This window comes from Flavonifractor sp. An100, assembly GCF_002161175.1.
GTDB lineage: Bacteria > Bacillota > Clostridia > Oscillospirales > Oscillospiraceae > Lawsonibacter.
Genome location: NZ_NFMA01000024.1, coordinates 22,928 through 39,765 on the forward strand (window position 1 = coordinate 22,928; position 16,838 = coordinate 39,765).

Below are 16,838 nucleotides of genomic sequence, written 5' to 3' on the forward strand. Positions count from 1 at the left end.
TGATTTTGGACTTATCTGTTACAGAGGGGAAACCCTCTGATAACCGTTTCGGGAAGTCAGGCGGTATCGCCGATCTTCAGGTGGGTGGGCACTGTGACGGTCACCGCCTGGGAGCGGCGCTGGCTGATCCGGCCAAAGAGCAGCTCCAGGGCGTTCTCCCACACATAGTCCGGGAACATCTCCAGACAGGTGCCGGTGGGCCACTTGCTCTCCAAAGTCTGAATATCCTGATAAATAATGACCGCCACATCTTTCGGCACACGGATGCCCAGCTCCCGGAAAGCCTCCAGAGCGCCCTCAGCCACCTCGTCGCTGCCCAGCAGTATGGCCTCAGCCAGAGCATGTTCCTCCACGGCCTTCTTGGCCAGTGCATAGCCGCTCTCCCGGCTGATCTCCCCCACATGGAAGGTGCGGGGATCGTACTGGCCGCGCTCCTCCAGGATACGCTGGATGGCTGCCAGGCGGTGGGCACCGATGCGGCCATTGGGCCCGTCGTAGATGCCGCCGATATACCCCAGGCCGGTGTACCGCTTCTGATCCAGCAGATAGGACACCATCTGCTCCTGGCCCCGGTCAAAGTCCACCTGCACTTGGTCGAACTCATAGTTGTGCTGATTGGAGTTCACGAAAACGATAGCAAAGGACAGAGAGCGGAGAAAGTCGATCTCTTTCTCGCTGAACACACCCAGGGCAATGATGCCGTCCACTTTCTGGGGCTCCCCAAAGGTCAGCCGCACAAAGGAGACCTCATACTGGTCCGTCATCATCTGCACCAGGCAGGACAGAGAGGACAGCCGCACATTGGGCCGATCCGGGCGTATGATTCGCCAGTCCGCCACCCCGATGACCAGATGAGTCTTGTGCTCCGCCGCCTTCCGCTGCCGTGGGGACACATAGCCCAGGGCGTGAGCCGCCTGAAAAATCCGGGCCCGCACCTCCGGCGTGACAGAGATATTGTCATCCTTATTTAGAACTCGGGAAACCGCGGCAGCCGAGACCTGGGCGGCCTGGGCTACATCTTTAATGGTTGCCATGAAGTTCCCCCTTTTATGTCGTTCTAAACCCATTATATTTCTGATGCTGTCGAAGTCAATAGATTTTACTAAAATTTTACTAAATAATAAATCGCCTATAACAGACAAGCGCCCTCAAATCCTGCTGGGGAATAAAACAAAGAAAAACCTCCACCATTTACAGAAAGCCCGCGCTTCGCTATACTGAAGGCAGAAAAAGAATGGAGGTACGGCAATGGCGGGCAGGCGGATCTGTGCTGGGTACTACCGGCGGTACGATGGCAAGGTGGTCTATGTGATTTCCACGGCCACCGATGCCGACACCGGAGAGGAGACCGTCATCTGGACTTCCTATCCTTTCGCGGATGTCCCCAGGTACTGCACCTCCAGCAAAAAATCCTTCTGCACCTTCGTAAAAGTGGATGGAGAGCGGAAGGCCAAGTACAAGCGGCAGATAAACATGAAGATCTCAGCGGCTGCCATCGAAAGACTGGAAGATGAGGGCTTCCGGGGGCCGGTGCGCAAACGGCATCGGCGGCAGTTGGATGAAGAATACGACTCCCGAGAGTATCAGCAGTCTCTCACCTACTACGCTTACGCCAAGGAACTCTGCGAGAACTACACCTTCGACTGGAACAAATACCACCTTTGCGTGAAAGAAAAAAGATATGCGGCCATCACACGAAGTGATTTCGCCAAGCTGAAAGAGGATCTGCAGTTTCTGGACAACGCTCTGAAAACCATCCTGTCAGAATACCGGGACTATTTCCGGGAGCGGTTTGTAGACGGCCTGTCCATCCGCAAGTACGCAGAGGCCCATCAGCTCAACCGGGGCAGCGTGGACTATCTGCAAAAGAAGTTTTTCTCTGCCTGGCTCGTCTGCTGAAGGAGCGGGACGAAGCAGATGGAAAATGCCGTCTGCGGAAACCGGCGCAAAACTGAATCGACCCAACACTGAGCGGAGCGTCTGCTGACCAAGCAGGCGCTCCGCTTTTCTATCAGAAATATGTCAAAAGGATATTATTTCCCCAATACATAATGAGGGGGTTAAAAGAAGCACAGGTGTGTCAATTCTATGTCACTTCAGAAATGTCCTCGGGTAAAGTAGTAGAGGGGGTAATCAAAATGAAAGAGTCTGCCTACAAAAATTATGAGGAGCTGCCGCTGTTTCTCAACTCAAAAACAGTGGCGAAGGTATTGGGCGTCTCACCGTCCAGCGGATATGAACTGATGCACGAGCCGGGCTTCCCGGTACTGCGCATCGGCAACAGGATGGTGGTACCCAAGGAGCAGTTCATCCAGTGGGTGAAGGAACACACAGGAGGCGGCACATGAAGTACGGAAATTATCGGGACGGTTTCTTCCTGCCCAACGAGTTGTTCCAGCTGGGACTGGACTATGGCGAGCTGGCGGTGTACAGTTTCCTGAAACGGTGCAAAAATCGAAAGACGCATCAGTGCTGGCCCAGCATCAAAACCATCGGCGAAGCAGTGGGCATGAGTGAAAATACTGTCCGCAAGTACATCCGTCAACTGGAGGAGCGTGGTCTCATCACCACCGAACCCACCGAGGTCATTACCAAGTCCAGCGGCAGGCGCAACGGAAATCTGCTGTTTACTCGCCGGCCTATCGGAGAGGTGATTGACCAGCACTACGACCGCCAACTGGCGGAATTGGAGTTAGCCACAGAACGCCAGCGAGTGGCGAAACTCCTGCGGGCGCGGGAAAGCCCAACGTGACCGCCTGTGGGCCACTGTGTGCCCCGATTGCGGGAGGGGCAGAGTCCCTGCCCCTCTCGGCGGGTTTCAGGCCAGTGTGGGCCGGTTGTGGGAGGCGTTGCGGTACAAGGCTTCCGGCCCTTTTGGAGCGGAACCGAAGGACGAAAGGGAAAGCAGGATAAACGCCGGGATCGCCGGTGGCGCCTCCGGCCGGTCACAACTGCCCGCAGTGCGGGCAGTTACGGGAGTTTTGGGTGTATCAAAAGTGGGGTCAAAAACAGGCGGCGGGGATCACGTTTGTGGTCACAATCCCCGAACTCCTACTGCCATAACGAAAAAACAGGGGTCATGCCCCGGAAAGGAGCAGTTTATGGGCAAAAAAGAGAGATTCGCCTTCTATCTCACCCCGGAAAAGAAAGCCATTCTGGAGCGGAGGTACCGGGAGGACGGGAGCCGAAGCATGACCGCCTTCATCGAGCGGGCGGTGGACTTTTACCTGGATTACCTCAGCGCCAACGACGCCGGTCTGTTCCTCCCCACCTCCATCAAGTCTTACCTGGATGGGCGGCTGGGACAACTGGAGGAACGGCTGTCCGCTATCGCCTTCCGGCAGGCAGTGGAGCAGGACATGGTGGCCGGCATCCTCGCCGACGCCTATCAATTCAGCGACGAGGATCTCCGCCGCCGGAGATCGGAGAGCGTGCAAAATGTGAAAAAGACCAACGGCCGTGTCTCGCTGGAGCAGCGGGTACGTGGGGCTTGGGAGGAGGGCGATGAGTGGCAAGACTGATCCTGAAAAGCCCCTACCTGAAGTGTGACGGAGGAAATTCTGTCAGCGGCTATCTGCGCTACATCGGGACCAGAGAGCGGGTGGAACTGCTCCCGGATGACCGTCCGCCAACGAGAAAGCAGGAGCAGCTCATCACAAAACTGGTGAAGGATTTTCCTAATAGCAAAGAACTGGACGAGTATTTGGACTACGCGGAGAAGCCCACCAAAGCCAACGCCTCCGCCTTCATTACCAGGGTGCTGGAGGAAAACTGGCCGGCGGTGCAGCAGTCAGAGGGCTACATGAAGTACATCGCCACCCGTCCACGGGCGGAGCGGCTGGGTGACCACGGACTCTTTGGGGACGAGGATGGCGTGGACTTAACCAAAGCAATGGAGGAATTGGATCAATACACCGGGAATGTTTGGACGCACATCCTCTCCCTGAAACGGGAAGATGCCGCCCGGCTGGGATACGATAATGCCAAGGCATGGATGAATCTGCTCCGGGCCAACCGCAATGACATCGCCGCTGCTATGAACATCCCGCCGAATCACTTCCGCTGGTATGCTGCCTTCCACGATGAGGGGAAGCACCCCCATGTCCACATGATGGCGTGGTCAACGGTGCCGGGGGAAGCCTAACGCTGTCCACCATCATCGGCCATGTGTCCAGCGCCACCACTCTAAACACCTACACCCATGTCACCGACGCCATGCGGCAGAACGCGGCGGACAAAATCGACCGGGGGATCGAGAGAGCCGAACCGAAACCCAGACAAGAGCCCGTGCCCCAGAAACCCGTCCCCAGTACCTTCCAAGCCCACAAGGGACAGCGGCGCAAACCAGGCACCGGATGCGTTAGCCAAATTAATGACCACCTGTGGGAGGGCCGCTACTCCCCCATCGTCAACGGCCAGCGCATGGCCCGGAACGTCTACGCGAAAACGGAAGCCGAGTGTGAGAAAAAGCTGGCAGAACTGATCCGGGAAATGAAGGCAGAGATCGTCGCTGGAAAAAACCGTATGAAACCGGAAAATATAGCAGGTTGACCAAGCGATACTGACGTATTGCACAAACGGGCCTCCGAAGGCAAAATGCCCTCGGAGGCCCGTCTTTTTCCTGTCTGTGGCTGGTTATGTGGTCAAAGGCAAAAGCCGAAATTCGAACCATCAAAAATAGTTGCAAAAAGCAAAGAAAACACCCGCTTTTCGCCTGGAAAGCGGGTGTTTTGTGGAGCTGCTACCCAGATTTGAACCGGAGACCTCATCCTTACCAACTGGTTGGGAGCCTTCCGGCCCTTGATTTTCAACACTTTCCGACCATTTTTGCTCCAAAAAGATGAGGTCGGTCGTACTCTTTACTCCGTTGATTCCGTACAGTCCTTTCCCCGTGTGGGTCAGCGTGTGGGTCAAACATAGGGAGCCTCTGTTTCTGGAGAGCTCCAGATATTTTTATTGCTCCTCCTGTGCCCGTTCCCGGTTATAGGAAAACCAGTCCATACAAAGTTTTCCGAGGCTATTTCCCTTTCATTTTAAATACCCAAGAAAAATCCTTGACCCAGTAATTCCTCTGTATTCGCCAAAGTATCCATTGCATGATCGTGATCCTGCAGTGCAACTGCCGCTAAAAGATAATTGCAGACACAAAACAAGGCCGTCAATGAGCTCTTATACGATACACCTGTTGTCTGACAAGGTAAAATGATATCTCCGTACGGGTGAATCTCCTTGTTTCCCGCTTTGGTAAACAAAATGACTTTAATTCCTTTTCGTTTGATCCACGAAACCAAATTGGCCGTCATTTTTGAATAGCGGGGAGTCAAAAATGCAATGCAGATATCCTCAGGCTGGATTCCTATGACCTGCTCGGGATAGGCCATGGAAATCCCGTCCACCAAGTGTACTCCGGGCTTAATCTGTCCCAAGCGGTACCCCAAATAGTGAGCCACAGAAAAGTTGCCGCGAATTCCAATGATATAGACATTTCTTGCCTGAACAATAGAGGACACCGCTTCTGACAAAACCGTTTCAGATAAGACAGACAAGGTCTCTTGAATATTATCGACATCCGTCTGAAATGTACGCAGGAGCAGGTGGTTATCCCCTTCTGCCTGTATGGAGCTTTTGAGCCGTTCCGGTAAGCTGGCTTTTCCCAAAATACTTTGCTGCAGTTCCTGTTGCATATCGCCGTAACCCTGATAGCCGATGCTGCGGGTAAATCGAATCACGGAGGTGGTGCTGACGCCAATCAGATCTGCCAACTCCTCCAGCCTTTTAAACGGAATCGTATCCAGATGTTCCAGAAAGTAATCTGCGATGGTCCGCTGGATGTTGGTCAAATGCTCATACGCATTTCGGATCTGCTGTTGGAAATCTGTCATAGAACCCTATCCTTCCTGATGCAGCGTCACTTTCCCGATCAGCCGCAAACACCGTCTCTGCTAGAAATGATAGCTTAATTATAGCGTATTTTATCGTTTTTGACAAGAGAGTCCGAGGTTGCGGCAAATTTTTTAACGGTTCTGTGCGTTTTTAAGCGTGTTGGAGGCAGAGCGGACGGAATATCTCCGTCAGATTCCACAGATGGCTGGCGGGGTTGTCGCTGCTGGCGCGGAGCAGGGAGTTGATTTTGTCCAGCCGCTCTCCGGACTTGGGTGCCCCGTTTTTGGAAATGGGTGCCTCCAGGGCCAGCGCCAAGTCGGCCACAATATCGCCCACAGCCCCGCCGGAACGGCCGGAGGGGATGGTAAGCAGACCGCTGCTCTGGGCGTAGGCGTGGGTATCCAGGGCCTCAGTGATGGTGCCCACCTGGTTGGGTTTTAGGATGAATCCGTCCAGCGCATGGCACTCATAGGCCTTCTGGAGCCGCCGGCGGTTGGTCACAATGAAATCGTCGCCGATCAGCTTGACCCCCTTCAGCTTCTGATGGGCCTGAACAAATCCATCCCAATCGTCCTCCGCCAGCAGATCCTCAATGAACAAGATGGGATACTTCCGAATCAGCTCGGCGGCGTGGTCGATCAGCTCCTCTCGAGAGACCCGGCGGGAGCCGTAGAGATAGGTATCCGTGTGTCTGTCGTACATTTCGCTGGAGGCGCAATCCAAGCAGTAGGCCATTTTATCCGCGCAGCCGCACTCCTCCACCGCCTGAGCCATCAGCTGCAGGACAACATCGGGGTCATCGCTGGGAGCCGCCCAGCCGTAGGACCCGCCCAGGAAGGGCTTTTTGCCTCCCAAATACCGGCTGATCACCTGTTCCAGGCGTTGATAGACCTTCACCGCCAGTTCCACGGCCTCCTCCACCGAGTCGGCCTTCCAGGGGGCCAGCATGAATTCGTTAAAGGCCTGAGTCAGCTGGGGATAGCGTCCGCCGTTAATCACATTGAAGGTAGGCAGAGGGATGTTGGTCAGCGCTCCTCCCCGAAGATAGCGGTACACCGGCATCTTGTGGGCAGCAGCCGCAGCGCGCAGGCAGGCGATGGAGACGCTGTAAATGGAGTTGCCGCCCAGTCGCTCCTTGTTCTCCGTTCCGTCCAGCTCCAGCATACGCTGGTCAATTGCCCGCTGATCGGCTGCATCCATTCCAAGCAGTGCCGGAGCAATGACCGTTTCCACTGTATTTACGGCCTTGTGGACACTCAAGCCGTTAAACTCGTTTACATCATAGTCCCGGAGGACAAATGCCTCATGGGCTCCTACCGAGGTTCCGGTGGGCGCGGCGCCCCGGCCCATGCTGCCGTCCTGCGTAAACACGTCTACCTCCAGCATGGGTCGCGCTTTGCAGTCCAATACCTGACGGGCGGAAATTTTCTGAATTACGGTATTCATCATCATTTCTCCTCTTCCTTCTCTGGAACGGGTACATACATAATATTCAGATCACACAGGTTGGTGCCGGTATTGCCGGTCATGACTACGCAGCCCGCAGCGGAGAGCGCCTCAAAGCTGGCATGCCCCCGCAAAGCACCGTAGATGTCCACGCCGGCTCTCTCCATATCCGCTAGGCTGTCGGAATCGGTGATGCCGCCCGCGCATACGGTGGTGCCGTCCGTCCCCTCGGTATCAATGGAGAGCAGACAGGCACCCCTGGTTTTTGCGGCGGACACCGCAAAGCTGAGTGCCATCTCCTGGGACGGTCCGCCATGCCCGGTAATAACACAGTCCTCCGGAATGGTGGTGACCGACTCCCCTACGGATATGAGGGCGCAGGGGGGCGGCACCGGGCGGTGATAGGCCTGTATTTCTCTGGCGATGGCGGCCATCAGCGTCCCCATATCCCTGGCCTCTCCCTCGATGAAGGTAGAGAGCACCACCGTGCGCAGGCCCAGCTGTTCCGCCGCGCGCTGTGCGGCCGCAGCGCTGTCCGGCAAGGTGTTGATTTGATAGTATGTATTTTGGGGAAAGGCTTTGGGCGTCTCGCCGGCAGGGCCGCAGGAGGCGAGATACCGGATCACGGACGCTGGCAGGCGGCTGTGGAGATCGTACTTTTCGATGCAGGCCAGAGCGTCCTGAAGGGTGGTCTGGTCCGGGCCCATGGGCGTGCCGCAGTAGTGCTCCCAAGGCACGGAAATGTCCCTGGTGGGCGGATTGGACACGGAATCGCTGATGTTGAAGCCGATGAGTTCCGCCCCCCGGTCCGCAATCCGCTGGGCCATCCTGCCTCCGTTCATGCGGGAGATGTGGCGGCGCACCGCATTGATCTCCAGGATTCCGGCGCCGGATTTCAGCAGAATATCCGTGGTCTTTTGCTCATCCTCTAGGGAAATTCCGTCCATCGGACAGCTCATCAGTGCCGACGAGCCTCCGCTCATCACACACAGGAATAGATCCTCCGGCCCGGCCCGGTCAATGAGGTCCAAAATCTCCAGGCAGGCCTCGTAGCCGGCCTGGTTGGGAATCGGATGTCCGCCAATCCGAACCCTGGTACGCACAAACCGGTCCCCAGGCTCCAGAATTTTGACCACCGCGATCCCGTCGGTCAGGCGCTCGCCCAGCGCATCCTCCACCGCCATAGCCATGGCGTTGCACGCCTTTCCCGCACCGATGAGGTAGACGTTTCGCTTGCGGTCCAGATCCCAACAGCGATCTCCAATCCTCAGCAGATTTCCCTCACATTTTAAAATGGAGCGAATCCGCCCGTAGGCATCCAGTTCTTCCAGCGCGGCGTCAGTAATATCAAGAACTGTCTGCCGGGAACGCCGGTGTCCGTGCGAAAGAAGCTCGCTGCGATTTTTTATTTTTTCGCCCATAAAGAAACCCCCATACAGCAGTATTCGCTAGGTCAAAAAATGTTTCTTCTCATACATTTTGTAGATCAGGCACCCTGGCGCAGCGTATTCCCCCCTATTTTTTCCTTTAAGAGGTTCTGCGTTATAGGATATTTGCTCGGCAAAAAAAGTATATCATAGTACATTTTCGCATTCAATACGGCAATATAGCCAGTTTTGTTTTGGCTATTTTGTTTACTTTATTGTTTAATATCCAGATTAAATATATTGACATACACAAAATTCATGATATATACTGTACGCATAGGTCAGTATTGTATGTATATGTTCAGGCAAATCATATAATTTTAAACGGTCAAAGGAGTGTGAGCCAATGTATCGAATCGGTATTGACGTAGGTGGTACCTTTACCGATGTCACGTTGCTGAACTCAGAAACAGGAGCCTACTACACCTATAAGCTTTCCTCCACTTTGCATGACCAGTCAGAAGCAATTGCAAACGGGACAAAAGAGACTCTGGCGCTCTACGGGGTCCCGGTGGAGCAGCTGGAGTATTTTGGCCACGGCACCACGGTTGCAACCAACATGATTATTGAGCGCAAGGGCGCGAAGACCGCTCTGATCACCACAAAGGGCTTCCGGGACCTGCTGGAAATCGGCCGTCAGACACGCCCCTCCCTGTATGATATTATGGAGGACAAACCAGAGACCCTGGTGCGCCGCGCGCTTCGCTGCGAGGTGGACGAGCGCACCATGGCCGACGGCACCATCCTCCGGAAGGTAAATCGGGACGAGGTGCTGCGGGTACTCAGCCAGCTGAAGGGAAAGGGTGTGGAGTCGCTGGCGGTATGCTTCCTGTTCTCCTTCCTGAACCCGGAAAACGAGCGAATTGTAGAGCAGTGCATCAAGGAGACCTGGCCCGAGGTCTACTGCTCCGTCTCCTCCACCATTCTTCCGGAGTTCCGGGAGTTTGAACGTCTCAGCACCACGGTGATCAACTCCTATCTGGGCCCCCGGATGAAGATGTACATCCACAACCTGCAGGATCGCATCCGCCAAGTGGGTGTCAGGGTGGAGCCCTACATCACCCAGTCCAACGGCGGCGTCATGTCTATCTCCTCCACCATTCAGACCCCTGTCCAGACGGCCCTGTCCGGCCCAAGCGCGGGGGTCATGGGCGCCATTTACATTGCCAAGGCGGCGGGGTTCCAGGACATCATCACCTATGATATGGGCGGAACCAGCACGGATGTGTCCCTGGTAAAGGGTGGAATCGCGGAATACACTACCAAGCGCAAGGTGTGTGGCCTGCCCTCCGGCGTGCCCATGATCGATGTCCACGCGGTAGGCGCCGGCGGCGGCTCCATCGCCCACATCGACAACGCGGGCGCACTGAAGGTGGGGCCAGAGAGCGCGGGCGCCAATCCCGGGCCGGTAGCCTATAACCTGGGCAATGAACAACCCGTGGTCACCGATGCCAATCTGGTGTTGGGGCGGATCAATCCCCACTACGTACTGGGCGGCCGGCTGAAAATCGACGCCCAACTGTCCCGGGCGGCCATGAAAAAGCAAATCGCCGACCCTATGGGGCTCTCCGTGGAGGCAGCGGCCCAGGGCGTCATCAGCGTCGTCAACTCCAACATGGCCCGGGCCATCCGTGTGATTACCGTGGAAAAAGGCCATAACCCCTCTGATTTCACCCTGGTGGCCTACGGCGGCGCCGGTCCCCTCCACGCCGTCCACCTGGCCCAGGAGATGGGCATCCGCACGGTGCTCATCCCCCCCGCCCCCGGCGCTCTGTGCGCTCTGGGTCTGCTGACGGCAGACATCAAAAAGAGCTATGTGAAAACCGCCCTCATCCCCTACGACCAGGCGACGCCCGAGCAGATTAACCAGGCAGTTCTGCCGCTGATGGAGGAGGGCAGCCGGTGGCTGGCCTCGGAAAACGTCCCGGAGCAGCGGCGCCAGTTCCACAACGTGGCCGAGATGCGGTACGTGGGACAAAACTACGAGCTCCAGGTGGAAATTCCCGCCGGTCTGGTGGATCAGGCGGACCTGGACCGAATGAAGGAAGATTTCTTCCGGGCCCACGAGATGAACTACGGCTATTACAATCCCAACGCCCCCGTTCAGTTTGTCAACTTCCGCAGCGAGGCCATCGGTCAGGTGCAGAAGCCCCGACTGGCCGAGCTGACTGAGCACATGGAGACTCCCTCCGGAGCGGTGATAGACCATCGGGATGTCTACTTCGAGGAGTCGGGTCTGGTTCGCTGCCCCGTCTACGACAGAAGCAAATTCGGCCGCTGTCCCCGCGTGGACGGCCCGTGCATTGTGGAGCAGATGGACTCCACCACAGTCATTCCGCCCAACACCTGGTTTGAGGTAGATATCCACGGCAATCTGATTGTAAATGCCTTTGGCGACGGGAAAGGAGGCGACGAGGCGTGAAAATTGACGGTATCCTGCTGGAGGTCATTGGAAACACCTTTATGTCCATCGCCGAGGAGATGGGCGCAGTCCTGGTCAAGTCCGCATATTCCACCAACATCAAGGAGCGCAAGGACTGCTCCTGCGCGCTGTTCGACGCGGAAGGGCACACCATCGCTCAAGCCGAACATATCCCCATGCACCTGGGCTCCCTGCTGGGCCTGATCGGAGAGATCAAAAAGAATTTCACTCCCGACCAGATCCATCCCGGAGACATGTTTATCGCCAACGACCCCTATAACGGCGGCGGCACCCACCTGCCCGACATCGCCGTGGCCTCCCCCGTCTTTTACGAGGGCAAGGTAGTGGCCTATGTTGCCAACATCGCCCACCACAACGACGTGGGTGGCCGAGTCCCCGGCTCCAACGCCGCCGACTCCGACTCCATCTACGCCGAGGGCATCCGGATTCCCCCGGTGAAGATTTTCCAGAAGGGGGAGCTGGTGGAGGACATCCTCAACCTCATCCTCCTCAACTGCCGGGTCAACCACATCCGCCGGGGCGACTTGAACGCCCAGTTTGCCTGCAACCGCAAGGGCGTGCAGCGGGTGGAGGATGTGTGCACCCGCTACGGCACCGCCACTGTCACCGCCTGCATGGAGGAGCTGCTGGACTACTCCGAGCGGAAGATCCGCATGGCTCTGGCGGAGATTCCCAACGGCGTGCACACCTTCTCCGACTATCTGGACTCCGACGGCGTGGGCAGCGGCCCCATCAAGCTGTCTGTCACGGTGGAGATCAAGGATCAGGACATCATCCTGGACTTCACTGACAATCCGGACCAGGTAAAGGGGGCCATCAATCTCCCCCTGTCCGCCCTGCGGGCCGCCGTTTACTATGGCGTGCGCAGCATTGTGGACCCCACCCTGCCGGCCAACGGAGGCTATTATCGGGCCATCCAGATTAAGACACGGCCGGGCTGCATCCTGGGCTGCACCGAGCCGGCGGCCTGCGCCGGCCGCAGCGACACAGCCCAGCGGGTGGCCGACATGGTGTTCGGCGCCATGTCCCAGGTGGTGCCCCACAAGGTGCTGGCGGGGAGCAACAGCTCCATCACCGGTGTCTACTTCGGCGGCGTGGACCCCAAGACCCACGAGTACTACGTCTACATGGAGACCTTCGGCGGCGGATCGGGCGCCCGGTTCAACAAGGACGGCCTGAGCTGTGTCCAGGTCCACATGACCAACACCTCCAACCTCCCCATCGAGAGCATGGAGATCGAGTTCCCTTACATGGTGGAGCAGTACACCCTGGTGCCGGATTCCGGCGGGCCCGGCAAGTTCCGGGGCGGCCTGTCCATGAGCAAGGACATCCGGGTCCTGGGCCATGACAGCCAGTTTACCATCAAGGCTGACCGCCAGAAAACGCCGCCCTGGGGGCTGTTCGGCGGCAAGCCCGGCTTGCCCGGTGTCATTACCATTTACCCCGGGACAGACCAGGAGGCGGTCATTGACTCCAAAAAGTCCGGAACGACCCTGAAAGCCAATGGTGTGCTCCGCTGTCAGATGCCTGGGGCCGGCGGCTATGGAGATCCTATGGAACGGGAACGTGCCCTGATTGTCCATGACTTAGAAGAAGGGTATATTACGCCGGAAAGTGCTCTGAGAGACTATGGGTTGACAGAAAAAGAGCTGGAGCAAATTGAAGTATTTGGAACGGTATGACGGAAAATTTTATTAAAATTTGAAATAAGAAGTGAAGGGGAGCGTTTTGTATGCGTTACAAAAAATTTGGCAGCACGGGAAAAGATGTTTCCGTTTTGTGTCTGGGCACCTGGGCACTGGGTGGAAAGCAGTTTGGTGCCGTTACTCAGGAAGACGCCATTGCGGCAGTACACGCCATGATTGACTGTGGCGTAAACATTGTGGATACTGCTCCCATTTACGCCTCCGGCGGGTCTGAGGAGATTCTGGGCAAGGCCCTGCAGGGCGGATACCGTGACAAGGTATTTCTCATCACCAAATTCGGCAGCGAATTTGTGGATCCAAACGACAGTGACAAGGGTACCATTAAGGATTCCAGCCGCAAAAACATGCTGAAGTCCATTGACGCCAGTCTGAAGCGGCTCCAAACCGATTACATTGACGGCTACCTGATGCACTGGGATGACCGGGTGGGGACCCCCATCGAGGAGACCATCGCCTGCATGAAGGAGCTGAAGGCCGCGGGGAAGGTGCGTTTTCTGGGTATGTCCAATTTGGAGCGCGACCTGGCAGACCGCTTGCTGGCGGACGGCGTTCTGGATATTGTTCAGTATCCCTACAATATGGTCAACCGCACCAAGGAGGATGTTCTGAAGTACTATGCCGGCCAGGGATGCGGCACAATGGGCTACGGCTCTCTGGGCGGGGGCATCCTCACCGGCCAGTTCCGGGAGGTACCCACCTTTGGCCACGGGGATATGCGCGCCTCCTTCTACGGCCCCATGTTCACCGAGCCCGGCTTCTCCCAGATCCAGGCGCTACTGAAGGTCATGGACGGCATTGCCGAGGCCCACAGAGCCACGGTGGCCCAGGTGGCCATTAACTGGGCCCTTGCCCATGACTACATGCACACCGTCCTCACCGGCGTGGGCAACGCGGCGGAGGCGGAGGAAAACTGTGCCGCCGCCGCCTGGGAGCTGACCGCACAGGAAAAGCAGGCGCTGGACGAGGCCATTTCCAAGATCCACATTTACAGCTGAGAAAAAGGAGGGCAACCTTATGTATTCCCTTCCAACCAACAACTTTCTCCAGTACATCAACGGCGAACTGGTCGCTGGCCAGGGGAGAACAACACAAATTTGCTGTCCGGGCAACGGGGAACCGGTAGCCCAGGTCGCCCTGGCCTCCCGGGAGCAGGCTCAGCTGGCTCTGGAGGCCGCCCGTGACGCCTTCCCCGCATGGAGCGGGCTGACCCTGGAGGAGCGGGGCGCCTGGATGATGAAGCTGCGGGACGCCGTACTTCAGGAGAGTGAGAACCTCCTGACGCTGCTCATGCTGGAGAGCGGGAAGCTGCGTTCCCACGCGGCCTTTGAGACCGGCAGTCTGACCGGCTACCTCAGCTTCTTCCTGGAACAGGCAAAAAGTGAGCATGCCCAGGGCATTCGGGACGCCGCCGGCGGAAAAAACATGTTTCTGGCCGTGCGGGAACCCGTGGGAGTGGTGGTAGCCGCGCTGGCCTGGAATTTCCCCATGCACAACCTGGCCACCAAGCTTGGTCCCATTCTGGCGTCGGGATGTACCGCAGTCATCAAGCCGGCCACCAAGACCCCTCTTTCCACCCTCTATTTCGGTGAGATCCTCCACCGCATCGGGTTCCCCAAGGGGGTCATCAACTTTGTGGCTGGAGATGCCCGGGAGATCGGCACCACCCTGTGTGAGAGCCCCATCCCCGCCATGATCACCATGATCGGCTCCACCGCCGGCGGTCTGCGCATGGTGCGGGATTCTGCCACCAGCGTGAAGCGCTTCTCCATGGAACTGGGGGGAAACGCCCCTGTCATTGTGACGCCTTCGGCAGACCTGAGCGCCGCCGCGGCCCATGTGATCGGGAACAAAATGCGCTGCGCGGGCCAGACCTGCGTGGCGCCCCAGCGGGCCTTCGTTCACCGGAGCGTGTACCGGGAATTTCTGGCGCTGTGCACGGAGATTGCCTCGGGAGCGAAGTGCGGCACGCTGGACGAGCAGGCCAACACCGGTCCGCTGATTGACGAGGCGGCGGTTGCCCGGATGGAGCAGCTGGTGGCGGACGCGGTAGAGAAGGGGGCCAGTGTGGCGTGCGGCGGAACCCGGCCCGCAGACAAAGCGTCCGGATTCTATTTCCTGCCCACCATTCTTACCGGCGTCACCACGGATATGCGGGTGTTCCGCGAGGAGGTCTTCGGCCCCATTCTCGCCCTTCTGCCCTATGATACGGAGGAGGAGGCCATCCGCTTGGCCAACGACACCGAATACGGCCTCTCGTCTTATATCTGGTCCACGGACCTCAATCAGGTCTGCCGGCTGACCCGCGGTCTCCAGTTCGGCATCGTCAATGTAAACGGCCCCGGAACCGGACCGGCGGTTCCCCACGGCGGCTGTAAAAACAGCGGAATTGGAAAGGACGGAAGTCGGTATTCCCTGGAGGAATACACGTATATCAAAGGTATAAGAATGGCAATTTCCTGAGCTTCGTCACAAAAAACTGCAAACTTACCGGGAACCGGCACTGCCGCTGAGCCTATAGCCCACCGGTGCCGGCTCCCACTATTTTCTATGTAGGAGGGAAGAATATGACTTTAATGGATGTCGCCCATGACTTTGCAGTCGTCAGCATCCTACTGGCCATCGGATATTTTCTTCGCATGAAAGTAAAATTGTTTCAGCGTCTCTTCCTCCCCGCATCCATCATCGGAGGCCTGGTAGGTCTCATAATCGGGCCTCAGATTCTGGGTCTTTACTCGCCCGTACATATGACCTATACCGCCAGCATCAATGAATGGTCCGGTGTGCTGCTGGCTGTCACCTTTGCCTGCTCGTTTTTAGGTGAGTCCATGGAAAAAATTACAAAACAAGCGGTGGCGGCAACCCTGGTGGGTGGCGTCGCCCATCAGGCCCAGGCAATTCTGGGTATGATCGTTGCTTTCTTATTTCACTCTGTTGTTCCCATTGGTTTTGGACTAATTCCGCTCTTTGCCCTTTACGGAGGCATTGGCTGGTCTGTTCCTGTCGCAACTATCTTTGAGGCGGAGGGCTATTGGACCAATGCCGTGCCGGTCGCTATCACCATCGCCACCATAGGCGTGGTCTGCGGAATTGTGTTCGGCATTGTAATGGTCAATGTTGGCATTCGGAAGGGGCTTATTAAGCACACCACCGCTTCGTTGGACGATTTACCCGAGGAGTTCCGTACCGGATACATTGCCCTTGGAAAGCGGACCTCCATTGGAAGCGCGGTGTCCAAATCCTCGTCGGTGGACCCGTTTACCCTTCAGCTTGCCTTTGTGGGCGTTGTGGTCGCCTGCGCCCTGTGGCTCCGCAACTTCCTAATCAGCATCGATCCGTTCTGGGAAAATCTTCCTCTTTTGTCCACCTCCTTGTTCTGCAGCGGCGTATTCGGAATCATTATCGGCCGAATCCCCGCGCTTCATCAGTTTATCGACCGCGACACCATTGAACGTATTTCCAACGTTTCTCTGGAGTATCTTATCACTTCTGCTGTGGCCACCACTTCCATCGAGGCCTTTGTCTCTTATCTGCTGCCTATTGTGGTCATTTCCGTGGTGGTTATTGCCGCAACGACCTGGATCTCCATTTTCTTTTCCAAGCGCTGGTGTCCCCAGGATTGGTTTGCTTCCGCCGTGGCGCAGTACGGCGCCTACATGGGGCTGCTCTCCACCGGTCTGCTGCTGGCAAAGGTAGTGGATCCGGACCATAAAACAGTGGCCGCCGAAACGGTTGCAGCGTCCTGCACCCTGGGCTACAGCTATTCGCTCCCCTATCTCCTTATTATGCCTATGCTGGTTATCAGTAATCCCAAGCTGGTCTTCGGCATCAGCGTTGCCCTGTTAATCGCCTTCCTGATCGCCGGAGAAGTATTTCGAAAGAAGGCAAGAGTGTCTAATTAGTTGCAGCTATAAATGCTGATGCTGATTTAATCGA

16 protein-coding genes are annotated in these 16,838 nt (G+C 56.8%); 11 read left to right on the plus strand and 5 right to left on the minus strand.

Going from position 1 to position 16,838, the window contains the following annotated elements; translation table 11 throughout:
* Positions 1 to 56: 56 nt before the first annotated feature.
* Positions 57 to 1,034, minus strand: a complete 978-nt coding sequence (locus B5E43_RS12170) for a substrate-binding domain-containing protein (protein WP_087397099.1) — start codon at positions 1,032 to 1,034, stop codon at positions 57 to 59.
* Between the two features lie 214 nt (positions 1,035 to 1,248).
* On the opposite strand from B5E43_RS12170, the gene B5E43_RS12175 reads away from it, so the two are divergent.
* The 6 genes from B5E43_RS12175 (at position 1,249) to B5E43_RS12200 (ending at position 4,551) form a co-directional block, all read left to right on the plus strand.
* Positions 1,249 to 1,899 (plus strand): hypothetical protein, encoded by a 651-nt coding sequence (locus tag B5E43_RS12175; protein WP_242964820.1) that lies wholly within the window; start codon positions 1,249 to 1,251, stop codon positions 1,897 to 1,899.
* Positions 1,900 to 2,138: 239 nt separating this feature from the next.
* Positions 2,139 to 2,348, plus strand: coding sequence for a helix-turn-helix domain-containing protein (locus tag B5E43_RS12180; RefSeq protein WP_087397101.1), 210 nt, complete (start codon positions 2,139 to 2,141; stop codon positions 2,346 to 2,348).
* Positions 2,345 to 2,752, plus strand: a complete 408-nt coding sequence (locus B5E43_RS12185) for a helix-turn-helix domain-containing protein (RefSeq protein WP_087397103.1) — start codon at positions 2,345 to 2,347, stop codon at positions 2,750 to 2,752. The genes B5E43_RS12180 and B5E43_RS12185 overlap by 4 nt, the downstream gene beginning before the upstream one ends.
* A 349-nt stretch (positions 2,753 to 3,101) precedes the next feature.
* Positions 3,102 to 3,521: a hypothetical protein gene (locus tag B5E43_RS12190; protein ID WP_087397105.1), complete on the plus strand. Its 420-nt coding sequence runs from the start codon at positions 3,102 to 3,104 to the stop codon at positions 3,519 to 3,521.
* Positions 3,509 to 4,144, plus strand: a complete 636-nt coding sequence (mobP3, locus tag B5E43_RS12195) for a MobP3 family relaxase (RefSeq protein ID WP_242964821.1) — start codon at positions 3,509 to 3,511, stop codon at positions 4,142 to 4,144. The genes B5E43_RS12190 and mobP3 overlap by 13 nt, the downstream gene beginning before the upstream one ends.
* Positions 4,117 to 4,551 (plus strand): hypothetical protein, encoded by a 435-nt coding sequence (locus B5E43_RS12200; protein ID WP_206406999.1) that lies wholly within the window; start codon positions 4,117 to 4,119, stop codon positions 4,549 to 4,551. The genes mobP3 and B5E43_RS12200 overlap by 28 nt, the downstream gene beginning before the upstream one ends.
* Before the next feature lie 120 nt (positions 4,552 to 4,671).
* On the opposite strand, the gene B5E43_RS14945 is transcribed toward B5E43_RS12200, so the two are convergent.
* The 4 genes from B5E43_RS14945 to B5E43_RS12215 all read right to left on the minus strand — a co-directional run bounded on the left by B5E43_RS14945 (position 4,672) and on the right by B5E43_RS12215 (position 8,750).
* Positions 4,672 to 4,914, minus strand: a complete 243-nt coding sequence (locus B5E43_RS14945) for a hypothetical protein (protein ID WP_143383008.1) — start codon at positions 4,912 to 4,914, stop codon at positions 4,672 to 4,674.
* Between the two features lie 119 nt (positions 4,915 to 5,033).
* Complete coding sequence (locus tag B5E43_RS12205) at positions 5,034 to 5,882, minus strand: MurR/RpiR family transcriptional regulator (protein ID WP_087397107.1); 849 nt, start codon at positions 5,880 to 5,882, stop codon at positions 5,034 to 5,036.
* Positions 5,883 to 6,033: 151 nt separating this feature from the next.
* Positions 6,034 to 7,335, minus strand: coding sequence for an enolase C-terminal domain-like protein (locus tag B5E43_RS12210; RefSeq protein ID WP_242964822.1), 1,302 nt, complete (start codon positions 7,333 to 7,335; stop codon positions 6,034 to 6,036).
* Positions 7,332 to 8,750 carry a DUF4147 domain-containing protein gene (locus B5E43_RS12215; RefSeq protein WP_087397111.1) on the minus strand — a complete coding sequence of 473 codons (1,419 nt, stop codon included), beginning with the start codon at positions 8,748 to 8,750 and terminating at the stop codon, positions 7,332 to 7,334. The genes B5E43_RS12210 and B5E43_RS12215 overlap by 4 nt, the downstream gene beginning before the upstream one ends.
* A gap of 352 nt (positions 8,751 to 9,102) precedes the next feature.
* Here B5E43_RS12215 and B5E43_RS12220 point away from each other — a divergent pair, with 352 nt between their 5' ends.
* The 5 genes from B5E43_RS12220 to B5E43_RS12240 all read left to right on the plus strand — a co-directional run bounded on the left by B5E43_RS12220 (position 9,103) and on the right by B5E43_RS12240 (position 16,804).
* The gene (locus B5E43_RS12220; protein WP_087397113.1) at positions 9,103 to 11,178 is read left to right on the plus strand and encodes a hydantoinase/oxoprolinase family protein; all 2,076 of its coding nucleotides are present in this window, start codon (positions 9,103 to 9,105) and stop codon (positions 11,176 to 11,178) included.
* On the plus strand, positions 11,175 to 12,881 hold the full coding sequence (locus B5E43_RS12225) for a hydantoinase B/oxoprolinase family protein (RefSeq protein WP_087397115.1): 1,707 nt from the start codon (positions 11,175 to 11,177) through the stop codon (positions 12,879 to 12,881). The genes B5E43_RS12220 and B5E43_RS12225 overlap by 4 nt, the downstream gene beginning before the upstream one ends.
* A gap of 50 nt (positions 12,882 to 12,931) precedes the next feature.
* On the plus strand, positions 12,932 to 13,900 hold the full coding sequence (locus B5E43_RS12230; RefSeq protein ID WP_087397116.1) for an aldo/keto reductase: 969 nt from the start codon (positions 12,932 to 12,934) through the stop codon (positions 13,898 to 13,900).
* Between the two features lie 19 nt (positions 13,901 to 13,919).
* Positions 13,920 to 15,365 (plus strand): aldehyde dehydrogenase family protein, encoded by a 1,446-nt coding sequence (locus B5E43_RS12235; RefSeq protein WP_087397117.1) that lies wholly within the window; start codon positions 13,920 to 13,922, stop codon positions 15,363 to 15,365.
* Between the two features lie 104 nt (positions 15,366 to 15,469).
* Positions 15,470 to 16,804, plus strand: coding sequence for a sodium/glutamate symporter (locus B5E43_RS12240; RefSeq protein ID WP_087397119.1), 1,335 nt, complete (start codon positions 15,470 to 15,472; stop codon positions 16,802 to 16,804).
* Positions 16,805 to 16,838: the final 34 nt, after the last annotated feature.

What these genes read in the sequence shown, in the direction of transcription:
- B5E43_RS12170 (WP_087397099.1), bottom strand. Translation starts at nt 1,034, where the DNA reads ATGGCAACCATTAAAGATGTAGCCCAGGCCGCCCAGGTCTCGGCTGCC.
- B5E43_RS12175 (WP_242964820.1), top strand. Translation starts at nt 1,249, where the DNA reads ATGGCGGGCAGGCGGATCTGTGCTGGGTACTACCGGCGGTACGATGGC.
- B5E43_RS12180 (WP_087397101.1), top strand. Translation starts at nt 2,139, where the DNA reads ATGAAAGAGTCTGCCTACAAAAATTATGAGGAGCTGCCGCTGTTTCTC.
- B5E43_RS12185 (WP_087397103.1), top strand. Translation starts at nt 2,345, where the DNA reads ATGAAGTACGGAAATTATCGGGACGGTTTCTTCCTGCCCAACGAGTTG.
- B5E43_RS12190 (WP_087397105.1), top strand. Translation starts at nt 3,102, where the DNA reads ATGGGCAAAAAAGAGAGATTCGCCTTCTATCTCACCCCGGAAAAGAAA.
- B5E43_RS12205 (WP_087397107.1), bottom strand. Translation starts at nt 5,882, where the DNA reads ATGACAGATTTCCAACAGCAGATCCGAAATGCGTATGAGCATTTGACC.
- B5E43_RS12210 (WP_242964822.1), bottom strand. Translation starts at nt 7,335, where the DNA reads ATGATGATGAATACCGTAATTCAGAAAATTTCCGCCCGTCAGGTATTG.
- B5E43_RS12215 (WP_087397111.1), bottom strand. Translation starts at nt 8,750, where the DNA reads ATGGGCGAAAAAATAAAAAATCGCAGCGAGCTTCTTTCGCACGGACAC.
- B5E43_RS12220 (WP_087397113.1), top strand. Translation starts at nt 9,103, where the DNA reads ATGTATCGAATCGGTATTGACGTAGGTGGTACCTTTACCGATGTCACG.
- B5E43_RS12230 (WP_087397116.1), top strand. Translation starts at nt 12,932, where the DNA reads ATGCGTTACAAAAAATTTGGCAGCACGGGAAAAGATGTTTCCGTTTTG.
- B5E43_RS12235 (WP_087397117.1), top strand. Translation starts at nt 13,920, where the DNA reads ATGTATTCCCTTCCAACCAACAACTTTCTCCAGTACATCAACGGCGAA.
- B5E43_RS12240 (WP_087397119.1), top strand. Translation starts at nt 15,470, where the DNA reads ATGACTTTAATGGATGTCGCCCATGACTTTGCAGTCGTCAGCATCCTA.